Origin of the sequence: Aquibium microcysteis (assembly GCF_014495845.1) — a bacterium.
Lineage (GTDB): Bacteria > Pseudomonadota > Alphaproteobacteria > Rhizobiales > Rhizobiaceae > Aquibium > Aquibium microcysteis.
In genome coordinates, this window is record NZ_CP061080.1 from 5,054,224 (window position 1) to 5,067,867 (window position 13,644).

Genomic DNA, 13,644 nt, shown 5'->3' on the forward strand with positions numbered 1-13,644 from the left:
CCCCCTTCCGGCTCAGAGCTTCAGCGAGCGCAGCCTGAGCGCGTTGCCGATCACCGAGACCGACGACAGGCTCATCGCGGCGGCGGCGAACATGGGCGAGAGCAGCGTGCCGAAGACGGGGTAGAGCACGCCCGCGGCGATCGGCACGCCGAGCGCGTTGTAGACGAAGGCGAAGAACAGGTTCTGCCGGATGTTGCGGATCGTCGCCCGGGCGAGCCGGCGCGCCCGCACGATGCCGCCGAGGTCGCCCTTGACCAGGGTGATGCCGGCACTCTCCATGGCAACGTCGGCGCCCGTGCCCATGGCGATGCCGACGTCGGCTGCGGCCAGCGCCGGCGCGTCGTTGACGCCGTCGCCGGCCATGGCGACCTTCGCGCCGCGCGCCTGCAGTTCGGCGATCAGCGCCTGCTTGCCCTCGGGCAGGAGGCCGGCGCGCACGTCGTCGATGCCGAGGCGGGCGGCCACGGCGCGGGCGGTGCGTTCGCTGTCGCCGGTCGCCATGATGATCGAAAGCCCGCTGGCGTGCAGCGCGCGGATCGCTTCGGCGGTGGTGGGCTTGATGGCGTCGGCGACGGCGACGAGGCCGGCGGCCCGGCCGTCGACGGCGACGAACATCGCGGTCTTTCCCTCACCGGCCAGCGCGTCGGCGCGGGCCGCGAGCGCCGAGACCTCGATGCCGGCATCGGCCATCATGGCCGCATTGCCGAGCAGCACCCGCCGACCACCGACGGTGCCGGACACGCCCTTGCCGGTGACGGCCTCGAAGTTTCCGGCCGGCGGAAGCGCGATGCCTCGCGCGGAAGCACCGCCGACGATCGCCTCGGCGAGCGGATGCTCCGAGCCGCGCTCGAGGCTGGCTGCGAGCGAGAGAACCTCGTCCTCGCCGAAGCCGGGGGCGGGGAGGACGTCCGTGAGCGTCGGCCTGCCTTCCGTCAGGGTGCCGGTCTTGTCGACGATCAGCGTATCGACGCCGGCGAAGCGCTCCAGTGCCTCGGCGTCGCGGATCAGGACGCCGGCCTGCGCGCCGCGTCCCGTCGCCGTCATGATCGACATCGGCGTGGCGAGCCCGAGTGCGCAGGGGCAGGCGATGATCAGCACGGACACCGCCGAGACGAGGGCGAAGACCATCGCCGGCTGCGGGCCGACCAGCGACCAGACGACGAAGGCGAGGATCGCGGAAGCCACGACGGCGGGCACGAACCAGGCCGCGACACGGTCGGCCAGCCCCTGGATCGGTGCGCGGGAGCGCTGCGCGGTGGCCACCATCGCGACGATGCGCGACAGCACGGTGTCGGCACCGACGGTTTCGGCGCGCATGACCAGCGAGCCGTTGCGGTTGAGCGTGCCGCCGGTGAGGGGGGCGCCCTCGATCTTCTCGATCGGCAGCGGCTCGCCGGTGATCATGGATTCGTCGACCGAGGAGCGGCCCTCGACGACGGTGCCGTCGACCGGCACGGATTCGCCCGGCCGGATGCGCAGCCGGTCGCCGGTCTTCACCTCGGAAAGCGGCACGTCTTCCTCCGCGCCGTCGGCCGCGATGCGCCGCGCGGTCTTCGGCGCCAGGTCGAGCAGCGCGCGGATGGCCGAGCCGGTGCGCTCGCGCGCCTTCAGTTCCAGCACCTGTCCGAGGAAGACCAGCGCCACGATCACCGCCGAGGCCTCGAAATAGACCGGGACGGTGCCGTGATGGCCACGGAACTGCGGCGGGAACAGGCCCGGCGCCACCGTTGCCGCGACGCTGTACAGGAAGGCCGCGCCGACGCCGATGGCGATCAGCGTCCACATGTTCGGGCTGCGATGGACGAGCGACTGCCAGCCGCGGTGGAAGAACGGAATCGCCGCCCACAGCACGACCGGGGCCGCCAGCAGCATCTCGATCCAGGTGGCGGCCGGCTCGCCGATCCACGAGCGCACCGGCAGGCCGACCATCGGCCCCATGGCGATGACGAGGAGGGGCAGCGCCAGCGCGGCGCTGATGAAGAAGCGGCGCGTGAAGTCGACGAGTTCCGGATTGGGGCCTTCTTCGCCCGTCGGTACGCCCATCGGTTCGAGCGCCATGCCGCATTTGGGGCAGGAGTCCGGCTTGTCGCTGATCACCTCCGGATGCATCGGGCAGGTGTACTTCGTGCCTTCGGGCATGGGCTCGGGTGCCGGAACGCCATCCAGACAGGTCTGCGGATCGGCCTCGAACTTCTCCTTGCAGCGGGCCGAGCAGAACCAGAACTTCTGCCCCTCGTGGCGGGCGAAATGCGGCGCGTCGGCGCGGCGGACGTTCATGCCGCAGACCGGATCGGTCGCGGTCGCGTAGGCCGCGGGATCGGCGAGGAACTTGGTGCGGCAGCCCTCGCAGCAGAAGTGGATGGTGTGGCCATCGTGCTCCGCGGTCGGCTTGTTCTTCGACGGGTCGACGGTCATGCCGCAGACGGGGTCGCGCAGCAGCGCCGGTGCCTGCGCGGCGCCCGTGCCGGCACAGCAGCCGCCGTCGCCGGAGTGGGGGTGATGATGGTGAGCCATGGGGATCTCCGATCCTGTTGGTCACCATGTAGGGCTTCCCGTCGCTGGAAGGTCAAGGACCGCGAAACGGCGCGACGAGATCCATTGACCGTGTCGCGCCGGCATGGCCCTCTGCGCGACGGGAGGGCCGGCCGGAATGCTGACGCTCAGGCAGATCGAAGTCGTTCGCGCGGTGATGGTGGCCGGCAGCATCGCCGGCGCGGCGCGGCTGCTCGCCGTCGCGCAGCCGGGCATCAGCCGCACGATGAAGCACCTGGAGGACCAGCTCGGGATCAAGCTCTTCCTGCGCAAGGGCGGCCGCTACGTGCCGTCGCCGGAGGCGGTCGGCATCTTCGAGCAGATCCACGAGGTGCACAAGAAGATCGAGGACCTGCAGTTCTCCCTCGGCCAGCTGGAGCGCGGGCGGGGCGTCGAACTGTCCTTCGGCTCCGTGCCGAGCATCGCCAACGTGATGGTGCCGCGCGCGGTGGCCGACATCAAGCGGCGCTATCCCGACATCCGCCTCGACATCGACATCCTCAAGATCGAGGACGCCGTCGACTACGTGATGCTCGGTCGCGGCGAGTTCGTGGTGATGAGCTATCGCTTCGACCACCCCTCGATCCTGTTCGAGCCGCTGGCGAAGGGACACCTGGTCTGCATCGTGGCGCCCGACCATCCCTTCGCGGCCCGGCCCTTCGTGACGGCAGAAGAAATCGCCGCCTGTCCGCTGATCGGCATCGATCCGGCCGACCCCTATGGCGGCATCATGGCGGGCATCTTCGCGCGCGACAAGCTCCCCTACCAGATCGCCATCCGCGCCCGCTTCGGCACCACGGTGGTGGCGCTGGTCAAGCAGAAGCTCGGCACCGCGGTGATCGACGTCTTCACCGTGGCCGACGTCGACCGGCGCGACGTCGCCGTGGTGCCGATCGCCGAGCAGACGGAGTTCCAGACCTACATCGCCCGCCGCAGCGACGTCGCCCTGTCCAGCTTCGCCGAAAGCCTGATCGCCTCGCTGCGCCGGATCATGGTGGAGACCGTGGCGCGGGCGTGACGGGCGGTAGCCGGCGGCCGGCCCGGGCCCTGAGCCCTGTCGTTCTACCGCGCCGCGACGTCGTCCGGGCGGAAGATATCCGCGATTCCATCCGGAAGGTCAGGATCGCAGGGTTCGAAGACCATCCTGGCGTAGGCCCGGGGGCCGTCGATGCAGATGCGCGACATCCAGCGATGCCGGGCCACGTGGTCGAGCTCGATGTCGGTGTGCCGGGTGGTGATGCCGGACACGATGGTGACCTCGCCGCGCAGGATGTCCCTTCGCAGGCTCGTATCGTCGAGGATGATTCTGGTCTCCGCGATCAGCCGGTCGGCGATCCTGAGGCCGACCAGCCGCGAAAACTCCGGCCAGAGGCGCTTCAGTCCGGCGGAGGTGGCCTCCAGGCGGATCCCGTCCAGATCGAAGATGGCTTCGGCGGAGGACAGTCTCTCGATGAAACGGCGCTCGGTCGCCAGTTCGTCACGGATGCCGTCGGCGATCAGATCAGTAATCTTGTGCAGGACGGCCATGGAGGGACAGTCGATGCCGTTCTCCCAGCGAGAAACGGCAGCCTGCGATACATTCAGGGTTGCGGCGAGTGCAGTTTGCTTGATGCCGTTGGCGCGGCGCCATCTGCGAAGTCGAGCCGCAAGGGAAGCATCATCCATGGTCCGGAGATTCCGCTTATAATCCCGTATGTTATTTGTGTCGCCTGCTTCGCCTGCCCGAAGTACCTGCCCCGCCGATCCTAGCGAATACGGGGACCCCCGCCAATGGTCGACGGACGTGCAATCATCGGATGCGGCGACGCGGCGGCGGAGTGCCCGGCGGCGGGGCGCCACACGCGCCGGCGTCCGCTCCGCCTGCCGGCCCGCCGGGTCGTGCTGGCCGGCGCATGCGCCGCGGCACTCGTCTCCGCCTGCCCATCGGGCCCGGCCAGCGCGCTGCAGGGACAGGGCTGGATCGGCGTCCGCTTCGGTGTCGGTACGGTCTCTCCGTCGCTCGGCGAAGGCAATGCCATGGCGGCGGCGATCGCCCGGACCGCCGACGGCAAGCTGGTCGTGGTCGGCAACCATGATGCCGGCGGCGCGCAGCACATCGTCGTTCTCCGCTACGAGCCCGACGGCACGCCCGACCGCGCCTTCGGGGCCGATGGCGACGCGGACGGCACGCCCGACGGCGTGGTCGACGTCTCGCTGGGCGATGGTGACGATGTCGCCACGGCGGTCGCGGTGCAGCCGGACGGAAAGATCCTGGTCGCCGGTCATCACGTCGAACGCGCCAGCAGCGACATGTTCCTTCTCCGGCTCGATGCCGCAGGCCTGCCGGACGCCGGTTTCGGCGCGGCAGGCAATGGCGTCCTCTCCGTCTCGCTGGGAGAAGGCGACGACGTGCTGCGCGGCGTGGCCGTGGCGGCCGACGGCACCATCGTGGTCGCCGGCGACAGCCTGCGCGGCGACGACGCCGACATCGTCGTGGCCCGCTTCGCCTCCGACGGTACGCCCGACGCAGGCTTCGGTGCCGATGGCGACGCCGACGGCATGCCGGACGGATTCGTCGCCATCGATCTCGGCGCCGGCGACGACCGCGCCGACGCGCTGGCGCTCGCGCCCGACGGATCGATCCTCGTGGCGGGGTCGCATGTCGCCGACGACGGCGCCGGCATCGTCGTCGCTCGCCTGACGGCGTCGGGCGCCCTGGATGCGGGCTTCGGAACGGCGCGGGACGGCAATTCAGCCGGTGTGGTCGCGGTACCGGCGGGCGACGGCGACAAGACGGCCAGCGCCATCGCCATCGCTCCGGACGGAAAGATCGTCGTTGCCGGCACCACCGTCGCCGGGGACGGGAGCTCCAGCCTCGTCGTGGCGCGGCTGAATGCCGACGGCACGCCGGACATCGGATTCGGCGCCGGCGAAGGCGCCGACGGCACGGCGGACGGGTTCGTCACCACCCCGCTCGGCGGCGTCGACGACCTGGCGACCGCGCTGGCGCTGGGAGCCGACGGCACCGTCTTCGTCGGGGGCTACCGTCAGGACGGCGACCGCACCGGCATGGCGGTGGTTCGCTACACGGCTGCCGGCGCGCCCGCCGCCGTCCTCGACGTCTCGCTCGGCGCGGGCGGCGACGAGGCGAACGGCATGGTGTTCGACGGCGACGGGCGCCTGGTGCTGGCGGGCTCGACCGCTGCCGCCGGCGGTCGCTCCCACATCACGCTGGTGCGGCTCGCGCTCGACTGAGCACCTTTGCAGAACAGTCGGCACGAGGAACGGCAGCGGTCCTCCATGGGTGGTGACGCGTCATCGCTGCAGCGGCGGAACAGGCACGGCGCCGCGCTCCGCGGGATGGCCAATCCCGCCATAGCCGCGAGCGTCGCCCGAGCCGGAGCACGTCTTTCCGCCGACCAGGCTGGAACATAACATCCCGTTATCTCCCATCGCATCCTTGGTATTTGCGTTATGATTGCGAACCTGCGATTTCCGCCCATGCGGTTTGCGCGGACCGGCGCCCGCGCCGATGTCGCCGACGCAGCTGCCCGCTTTCGCCGGATCCGGCCGGGACCGCGGTACGGACAGGCAACGGCATGGCGGGTCTGCGGCTTCCGTTGCAGACGAGCCGTCCCGGCCTGAGGGCGGACCAGACCCGTGCGCCGGAAGGAGACCCGACATGAAGACCTCCATCGCCACCGTTTCGATCAGCGGCGACCTGCGCGAGAAGCTCGCCGCCATCGCCGCTGCCGGCTTCGACGGGGTCGAGATCTTCGAGAACGATTTCCTCGCCTTCGACGGCTCGCCGGCCGACGTCGGACGCATGGTGCGCGACCACGGGCTGGAGATCACGCTGTTCCAGCCGTTCCGCGACTTCGAGGGCATGCCGGAGCCGCAGCGGACGCGCACCTTCGACCGGGCCGAGCGCAAGTTCGACCTGATGGCCGAGCTCGGCACCGACCTGATGCTGGTCTGCTCCAACGTCTCGCCCCTTTCGCTGGGCGGCATCGACCGGGCCGCGGCCGATTTCCGCGAACTCGGCGAGCGGGCGGCGAAGCGGGGCCTGCGCGTCGGCTACGAGGCGCTGGCCTGGGGCCGCCACGTCAGCGACCATCGCGACGCCTGGGAGATCGTGCGCCGCGCCGACCACCGCAACATCGGCCTGATCCTCGATTCCTTCCACACGCTCGCCCGCCGCATCGATCCGAATTCGATCCGTTCCATCCCCGGCGACCGCATCTTCATCGTCCAGCTGGCCGACGCGCCGCAGATCGAGATGGACCTGCTCTACTGGAGCCGGCATTTCCGCAACATGCCGGGCGAGGGCGACCTGCCGGTCACCGACTTCATGCGCGCGGTGGCTGCGACCGGCTATGCGGGCACGCTGTCGCTCGAGGTCTTCAACGACCAGTTCCGCGGCGGCTCGCCGCGCTCGATCGCCGTCGACGGCCGGCGCTCCCTCGTCGCGCTGATGGACCAGGTGCGGCGGCTGGAGCCCGATGTCGCCATCGCGACGCCCGACATCCCCGACCGCATCGCGGCCGAAGGCGTCGAGTTCGTCGAGTTCGCCGCCGATGCCGACGAGGCGGCGCGCCTCGGCGCGCTCTTTTCCGCGCTCGGCTTCCGCGTCGCGGGCAGGCACAAGTCCAAGGCGGTCACGCTGTACCGGCAGGGCGGCATCAACCTCGTCGTCAACACCGAGCGCGAGGGGTTCGCCCATTCCTCCTTCCTCGTGCGCGGCACCTCGGCCTATGCGCTCGGGCTGAAGGTCGGCGACGCCAGTGCGACCGTGGCGCGCGCGAAGGCGCTGGGAGCGGAGATCTTCGAGCAGGCGCCGGGGCCGGGCGAACTCGCCATTCCGGCCATCCACGGCCTCGGCGGCGGCATCCTCTACTTCATCGACGGCACGTCGGATCTCGCGCGGGTCTGGGACATCGAGTTCGATCCGGTCGCCGGCGATCCGCCTGCCGCCGACGTCGGGCTGACGCGCGTGGACCACGTGGCGCAGACCATGGACTATGACGAGATGCTGAGCTGGGGGCTGTTCTACACCTCCATCTTCCGGATGAAGAAGACGCCGATGGTGGACATCGTCGATCCGGCCGGGCTGGTGCGCAGCCAGGCGATCGGCAATGCCGAGGGTTCGCTGCGGCTGACGCTGAACGGGGCGGAGAACCGCCGCACGCTGGCCGGCCATTTCATCGCCGAGACCTTCGGCTCGGCGATCCAGCACATCGCCTTCGCCACCGGCGACATCTTCGCCGCCGCCGCCGCCCTGCGCGCCAACGGGCTCGAGCCGCTGGCGATCTCGCAGAACTATTACGACGACCTCGAGGCGCGCTTCGGCCTCGATCCCGACTTCGCCGACCGGCTGCGCGACGAGAACATCCTCTACGACCGCGACGAGACGGGAGAGTACTTCCAGATCTACAGCCCGATCGTCGGCGAAGGGTTCTTCTTCGAGATCGTGGAACGGCGCAGCGTCTATGACGGCTATGGCGGCCCCAATGCGCCCTTCCGCATCGCCGCGCAGAAGCGCCGCATGCGCCCGAAGGGCATGCCGCGGGGATAGCCCCGGGCGGGGACCGGGATCGTCAGTTCAGCCCGCCATCGGCGATGATGGTGCGGCCCGTCACCCAGCCGGCGTCCGCCGAGGCGAGGAAGGTGACCACGCCGGCGACGTCGTCGGGCTGGCCGATGCGGCGCAGCGGCGTGGCGGCGAGGATCTGCTCGCCGCGCTCGCGCAGGATGTCGGCCGTCATGTCGGTCTCGATGACGCCGGGCGCCACCGCGTTGACGGTGATGCCGCGCGGGCCGAGCTCGCGGGCGAAGCCGTGCACCAGCGTCACGACGGCCGCCTTCGAGGCCGAATAGACCGAACTCGTCGGGAGCGGGTTGAAGGCCAGCCGCGAGGCGAAGTGGACGATGCGCCCGCCGGGCGAGGGCAGGAGGGGCGCTGCCGCCTGCGTCAGCATGATGGTGCCGAGCACGTTGGTGTCGAAGATCGCGCGGCAGTGCGCCTCGTCGATTTCGGCCAGCGGCAAATAGGGGCCGACGCCCGCGGCGTTGACCAGGACGTCGAGCCGGCCGAAGGCATCATGCGCGCGGCCGACCATCGCCTGCGCCTGCGCCGGGACCGCGACGTCGCCGGCCACCGCCACGGCCGTTCCGCCCGCCGCCCCGATCTCCGCGCACAGCGCCTCGGCGGCGTCCCTGCCGGAGCGGTAGCCGACCGCCACATGCGCGCCGAGGCTGCCGAAGCGCCGCGCGACCGCCGCGCCGATGCCGCGCGACCCGCCGGTGACGAGCACGGCCTTGCCTTCGAAGGATCGTTCGCTCATGCGGATGCTCTCCCGGAATTCATCGTGCGCCCGCCCATGCGTTGCCCGGAACGACGGCGAGCGGATCGGCGGTCTTGAGGCTTCGGTCCACCGGCTTCGCCGCCGCCGCCAGCACGCGCCGCTCGAGGTCGTCGAGATAGGCGGCGCGCCCGGCCGCGTCGACGCGCGGCGCGCCATAGGCGACGAAAGGCTCCTCGACCTCGTAGCCCATGTATTCGAGCCCGAGATGCTGGATCTGCCACAGCACCTGGCGCTCCAGATCGCCATAGACCGCGCCGGCGCCGAAGCGGGCGGTCGTTCCGCCGGTGGTCATCGACACCATGGCGCGCCGGCCGCGGAACACGCCGGTCTCGAAGCGCAGCCCGTCGGCATAGCCGACGCCGTAGGCGAAGACCCGCTCGCCCCAGCCCTTCAGGATCGCCGGCACGCCGCCCCACCAGAGCGGGAACTGCAGGATGACGAGATCGGCGGCGTCGACGCGGGCCTGTTCCCGCGCGAGCTCGGCGCAGAAGCCGCCATGGCGCGCGGCATGCGCCTGTTCGGTCTGGTAGTGGAAGCGGCCGGCGTCGGCGACGGCGGTGAAATCGTGCCGGCCGGCCACGGGATTGAAGCCGTCGGCATAGAGATCCGACACGGTCACGTCGTGGCCGGCCGCCGTCAGCGCGGAGGCTGCGCGGGCGCACAGCGCGGCGTTGAAGGATGTCGGCTCCGGATGGGCGTAGACGATCAGGACGTTGGTCATGCGGGTTTCCCGGGCCTGCCTGCTAGAACGCGACCTTGTCGGCGCCCTTGAGCTGGAGGATGTCGCGCGCGTCCGCCGGCGTCGCGACCTCCAGTCCGAGCCCTTCGACGAGGCCGCGCACGATGCGCACCTGCTCGGCGTTCGAGGTGGCCATGCGGCCGGGACCGGCCCACAGCGAATCCTCCAGCCCGACGCGCACGTTGCCGCCCATGGCGATGGACTGCGCCGCGATCCGCATCTGGTTGGCACCGGCGCCCAGCACCGACCAGGAATACTGGTCGCCGAACAGCCGGTCGGCCGTGCGCTTCATGTGCGCCACGTCCTCGGCATGGGCGCCGATGCCGCCGAGGATGCCGAACACGCTCTGGACGAAGAAGGGCGGCTTCACCAGGCCGCGGTCGACGAAATGGGCGAGCGTATAGAGGTGGCCGATGTCGTAGCACTCGATCTCGAAGCGGGTGCCGTTCTCCGCGCAGGTGGTCAGGATGTTCTCGATGTCGGCGAAGGTGTTCCTGAAGATGCGGTCGCGCGAGCCTTCCAGGTAGGGCCGCTCCCAGTCGTGCCGGAATTCCGTGAAGCGGCCGAGCATCGGGTAGAGGCCGAAGTTCATCGAGCCCATGTTGAGCGAGGCCACCTCCGGCTTGAAGCTGGCGACCGGCTGCAGCCGCTCCTCGATCGTCATCGTCGAGGCGCCGCCGGTGGTGATGTTCACCACGCAGTCGGAGCGCTGCTTGATCACCTTGAGGAACGGCTCGAAGGCGGCCGGCGACTGGTCCGGCAGGCCGGTTTCGGGGTCGCGCGCGTGCAGGTGCACGATGGCCGCGCCCGCCTCCGCCGCGCCGATCGCCGCATCGGCGATCTCCTGCGCGGTGACCGGCAGGTGCGGCGACATCGACGGGGTGTGGATCGATCCCGTCACCGCGCAGGTGATGATGACCTTGCGTCTCGCCATGGCGGGCCTCCTTGGGTTCGCGGCTCAGGCCGCGAGGTTGAGCAGCTTCGACGCGTTGGTGGAGATGATCGTCTTGATGTCGGCCTTCGGCACCTGGTGGTCGAGCAGGTCGGAGACGATCTGGCGATAGCCGTCGACCGGCTTCGGCGCCTGGGTGAGGCCGAGATCGGAGCCGAGCACGGTGCGGTCGACGCCGGCGACTTCCATCATGTGGATCAGGTCGGCGGTCTCGTGCTGCTTGGCGCGGCTCGGCACGAACATGCAGATCGAATGCTCCATGTAGGCGCCGAGCGAGACCAGGCCGCGGATGTCTTCGTCGGAACAGCCGATGATGTAGCTCGGATGGTTGACCAGCATCTTGGTGACGCCGCGCCGCTTCGCCTCCTCGAACAGGATGAAGAGTTCCGAGACGTGCAGATGGCCGCCGGCCAGGATGATGTCGCCCTCGGCGATCAGGTCGCAGATCTGCTTGGCCTCGTCGATCAGCCGGCCGTTGGCGTCGAGCACGCTGAGCGGGATCGGCGGCAGCATCGGCTTGGCGGTCTTCGGGAAACTCTTGGCCGCATAGGCCTCGATGTGGTTCTTCGCCGCGAAGGTTGGGAACCAGACGATCTTGCCGCCGAGCTTGATGGAATGGTCGACGGCATGCGGATTGATGCCGCCCGAGGCGTTGTTCAAGGCCACGCCGGAATAGAGCTCGATCGGCGCGTCGGGATAGATCTCCTTCAGCACCGCGCAATGCGGCATGCCGACGTAGTAATGGTCCTTGTAGAGAAGCGCCTTGAAGCCCGCGTCGAGCGCCATCTGGAAGGCCTCGTGGTGGCCGAGGATGCGCGGCATGGCGGCGGGGCCGGAGTGGCAGTGCAGGTCGACGGCGTCGACGAGAAGTTCGGCGACTTCCGCCGCACGTGCAGGCGCCATCGGCTCGAGCGGGACGATCGTGGGATAGGCGGTGGTGCTGTCGGCCATGGTCTGAGTTCCTTTCCTCGTGTCGTTCTCGTCAGGCGCCGAGCGCCCGCATGTCGCCATAGAGGCGCGATGCGGCCTGGCGCATGAAACCCTGGTCGGAGGCGACGATGAAGGTGGTCGCGCCGCGCTCGCGGAAGCCGGCGGCTTCCTGCGGACTGGCCACCATCACGGCGACCGGCTTGCCGGCCTTCTTCGCCGCGGCGAGAATCCGGTCGCAGGCATCGCGGACGTCCGGCGCATCCATCGACGCGGCGCCCAGCGCCACGGTCAGGTCGCCGCGCCCGATGAAGACGCCGTCGAGGCCTTCGGTGCCGACGATCGCGTCGATGTCGTCGAGCGCCTCCCGATCCTCGATCATGGCGATGAAGGTGACGGACCGGTCCTGCCGGTCGACATGGTCCCACAGGCCGACGGCGCCGAAGCCGCCCGCCCGCGTGGTGTTGGAGAAGCCGCGCTTCCCGCCGCGATAGCGGCATGCGGCGGCGATCTCGCGCGCCTTGGCGGCGGACGAGACGTGCGGCACCATCACGCCGGTGGCGCCGTCGTCGAGGACGGCGAGGATCTTCGACGGCGTCGGCTCGGCCACCCGCACGATGCCGGCGGTGCCGGAGGCGCGCGCGGCCAGCAGCGCGCCGTCGATCGTCACCCGGTCCCAGGGCGCATGCTCCTCGTCGAGGATGACGAATTCGAAGCCGATCTGGCCGAGGATTTCGACCGGATGGGTCGCGGGCGTCTTGATGAAGGTGCCGACCAGCAGTTCGCCGGCGAGGAAGCGCTGGCGGAAGCTCGGGTTCGGGGCGGGGGCGGCGGTCATGGCATGTCTTTCGCGGTTCGGACGGTCATTGGAGGCTCACGGCAGCATGGCGTGCGGCAGGGCGAGCGAGATCATGGGGATGGCGGCGACGAGGAAGAGCACGAACAGGCAGATGCCGATCAGCGGCATCGCCTCCTTCGCCACCGCCGTCAGCGGCTGCCCCGAGGTGGCGCAGACGATGAACAGCAGGATGCCGACCGGCGGCGTCGCCATGCCGATCACCACGTTGAGCACCACCATCACGCCGAACTGCACGGGGTCCATGCCGATGATCTTCAGGAACTGCATCAGGATCGGCATGGTCAGGATGAGGATCGAGATCGGCTCGAGGAACATGCCGAGGATCAGGAGCACGATGTTCAGCAGGATCAGGATGACGATCGGATCGTCGCTGATCGACAGCACCGCGGAGGCGATCGTCGTCGGAACCTGCTCGAGCGTGAAGACGAAGGCGACGATGCTGGCCATCGCGGTGATGAACAGGATCGCGGAACTGGCGATCGTGGTGGCGATCATCGCCTCCCAGACCCGCGAGACGGTGAGATCGCGGTAGATGAAGCCGATCAGGAGCGCGTAGATGACGGCGACCGCGGCCGCCTCGGTCGGTGTGAAGATGCCGGCCTTGATGCCGACGACGATGATCAGCGGCAGGATGAGCGCGGGCAACGTCCGCAGCGTCGCAGCGCGCCGCTCCGCCCAGTCCATCTTTTCCGTCACCGGGAACCCGTCGCGCCGGGCGCGCCAGCTGGCATAGATCAGCAGGCCGAGCACGATGAGGATGCCCGGCGCGACGCCGGCCAGGAAGAGCTGGCCGATCGAGGCGCCCGACAGCACGCCGTAGACGATCATGGTGATCGAGGGCGGGATGATCGGGCCGACCACGGCGCTGACGCCGATGAGCGCGGCCGCGTAGGCGGGCGGGATGCCCTGGCGCCGCATGGCGGGGATGAGGATGGAACCGAGCGCCGAGGCTTCCGCCGTCGCGCTGCCCGAGATGCCGGCGAAGAAGCCGGCCGACAGAACCGTCACCGACGACATGCCGCCCTTGCGGTGCCCGACCATGGCGCGGGCGAAGCCGACGATGCGGTCGGTGATGCCGCCGACGTTCATCAGCATGCCGGCGAGCAGGAAGAGCGGGATCGTCAGCAGGATGAACTGGTCGACGCCGGCCATCATGCGCTGCGGCAGCGCGAGGATCACGCCGCCATTGCCGGAAAGATAGAGATAGCCGACGCCCCCGATGCCGAGCGCCAGCGCGATGGGAACACCGGTGACGAGGAGCAGGAAGAAAGCGCCGAAAAAGCTGCCCATG

General features: G+C 69.8%; 11 protein-coding genes. 3 read left to right on the top strand and 8 right to left on the bottom strand.

Annotation, left to right across the window (positions count from 1 at the left end; translation table 11 throughout):
- Positions 1 to 12: 12 nt before the first annotated feature.
- The gene (locus tag IAI54_RS23865) at positions 13 to 2,514 is read right to left on the bottom strand and encodes a heavy metal translocating P-type ATPase (protein ID WP_187969547.1); all 2,502 of its coding nucleotides are present in this window, start codon (positions 2,512 to 2,514) and stop codon (positions 13 to 15) included.
- 136 nt (positions 2,515 to 2,650) lie between these two features.
- Here IAI54_RS23865 and IAI54_RS23870 point away from each other — a divergent pair, with 136 nt between their 5' ends.
- A complete protein-coding gene (locus IAI54_RS23870; protein ID WP_187969548.1) occupies positions 2,651 to 3,550 on the top strand; it encodes a LysR family transcriptional regulator in 900 nt (299 codons plus the stop codon).
- Between the two features lie 44 nt (positions 3,551 to 3,594).
- On the opposite strand, the gene IAI54_RS23875 is transcribed toward IAI54_RS23870, so the two are convergent.
- On the bottom strand, positions 3,595 to 4,197 hold the full coding sequence (locus tag IAI54_RS23875; protein ID WP_187969549.1) for a helix-turn-helix domain-containing protein: 603 nt from the start codon (positions 4,195 to 4,197) through the stop codon (positions 3,595 to 3,597).
- 105 nt (positions 4,198 to 4,302) lie between these two features.
- On the opposite strand from IAI54_RS23875, the gene IAI54_RS23880 reads away from it, so the two are divergent.
- Positions 4,303 to 5,766 carry a hypothetical protein gene (locus IAI54_RS23880; RefSeq protein WP_187969550.1) on the top strand — a complete coding sequence of 488 codons (1,464 nt, stop codon included), beginning with the start codon at positions 4,303 to 4,305 and terminating at the stop codon, positions 5,764 to 5,766.
- Between the two features lie 427 nt (positions 5,767 to 6,193).
- Positions 6,194 to 8,086 carry a bifunctional sugar phosphate isomerase/epimerase/4-hydroxyphenylpyruvate dioxygenase family protein gene (locus IAI54_RS23885; RefSeq protein ID WP_187969551.1) on the top strand — a complete coding sequence of 631 codons (1,893 nt, stop codon included), beginning with the start codon at positions 6,194 to 6,196 and terminating at the stop codon, positions 8,084 to 8,086.
- 22 nt (positions 8,087 to 8,108) lie between these two features.
- On the opposite strand, the gene IAI54_RS23890 is transcribed toward IAI54_RS23885, so the two are convergent.
- The 6 genes from IAI54_RS23890 to IAI54_RS23915 are packed head-to-tail and all read right to left on the bottom strand — an operon-like array spanning position 8,109 to position 13,643.
- Positions 8,109 to 8,855: an SDR family NAD(P)-dependent oxidoreductase gene (locus tag IAI54_RS23890; protein ID WP_187969552.1), complete on the bottom strand. Its 747-nt coding sequence runs from the start codon at positions 8,853 to 8,855 to the stop codon at positions 8,109 to 8,111.
- Between the two features lie 19 nt (positions 8,856 to 8,874).
- A complete protein-coding gene (locus IAI54_RS23895) occupies positions 8,875 to 9,597 on the bottom strand; it encodes an NAD(P)H-dependent oxidoreductase (RefSeq protein ID WP_187969553.1) in 723 nt (240 codons plus the stop codon).
- 22 nt (positions 9,598 to 9,619) lie between these two features.
- Complete coding sequence (gene kce, locus IAI54_RS23900) at positions 9,620 to 10,549, bottom strand: 3,5-dioxohexanoate:acetyl-CoA acetone transferase (protein ID WP_187969554.1); 930 nt, start codon at positions 10,547 to 10,549, stop codon at positions 9,620 to 9,622.
- 24 nt (positions 10,550 to 10,573) lie between these two features.
- Positions 10,574 to 11,518, bottom strand: coding sequence for a DUF6282 family protein (locus IAI54_RS23905; protein ID WP_235679163.1), 945 nt, complete (start codon positions 11,516 to 11,518; stop codon positions 10,574 to 10,576).
- Between the two features lie 31 nt (positions 11,519 to 11,549).
- Positions 11,550 to 12,332 carry an HpcH/HpaI aldolase family protein gene (locus IAI54_RS23910; RefSeq protein WP_187969555.1) on the bottom strand — a complete coding sequence of 261 codons (783 nt, stop codon included), beginning with the start codon at positions 12,330 to 12,332 and terminating at the stop codon, positions 11,550 to 11,552.
- 36 nt (positions 12,333 to 12,368) lie between these two features.
- On the bottom strand, positions 12,369 to 13,643 hold the full coding sequence (locus IAI54_RS23915; RefSeq protein WP_187969556.1) for a TRAP transporter large permease: 1,275 nt from the start codon (positions 13,641 to 13,643) through the stop codon (positions 12,369 to 12,371).
- Position 13,644 lies beyond the last annotated feature (1 nt).

What these genes read in the sequence shown, in the direction of transcription:
- IAI54_RS23865 (WP_187969547.1), bottom strand. Translation starts at nt 2,514, where the DNA reads ATGGCTCACCATCATCACCCCCACTCCGGCGACGGCGGCTGCTGTGCC.
- IAI54_RS23885 (WP_187969551.1), top strand. Translation starts at nt 6,194, where the DNA reads ATGAAGACCTCCATCGCCACCGTTTCGATCAGCGGCGACCTGCGCGAG.
- IAI54_RS23905 (WP_235679163.1), bottom strand. Translation starts at nt 11,518, where the DNA reads ATGGCCGACAGCACCACCGCCTATCCCACGATCGTCCCGCTCGAGCCG.
- IAI54_RS23890 (WP_187969552.1), bottom strand. Translation starts at nt 8,855, where the DNA reads ATGAGCGAACGATCCTTCGAAGGCAAGGCCGTGCTCGTCACCGGCGGG.
- IAI54_RS23880 (WP_187969550.1), top strand. Translation starts at nt 4,303, where the DNA reads ATGGTCGACGGACGTGCAATCATCGGATGCGGCGACGCGGCGGCGGAG.
- kce (WP_187969554.1), bottom strand. Translation starts at nt 10,549, where the DNA reads ATGGCGAGACGCAAGGTCATCATCACCTGCGCGGTGACGGGATCGATC.
- IAI54_RS23910 (WP_187969555.1), bottom strand. Translation starts at nt 12,332, where the DNA reads ATGACCGCCGCCCCCGCCCCGAACCCGAGCTTCCGCCAGCGCTTCCTC.
- IAI54_RS23915 (WP_187969556.1), bottom strand. Translation starts at nt 13,643, where the DNA reads ATGGGCAGCTTTTTCGGCGCTTTCTTCCTGCTCCTCGTCACCGGTGTT.
- IAI54_RS23895 (WP_187969553.1), bottom strand. Translation starts at nt 9,597, where the DNA reads ATGACCAACGTCCTGATCGTCTACGCCCATCCGGAGCCGACATCCTTC.
- IAI54_RS23875 (WP_187969549.1), bottom strand. Translation starts at nt 4,197, where the DNA reads ATGGATGATGCTTCCCTTGCGGCTCGACTTCGCAGATGGCGCCGCGCC.
- IAI54_RS23870 (WP_187969548.1), top strand. Translation starts at nt 2,651, where the DNA reads ATGCTGACGCTCAGGCAGATCGAAGTCGTTCGCGCGGTGATGGTGGCC.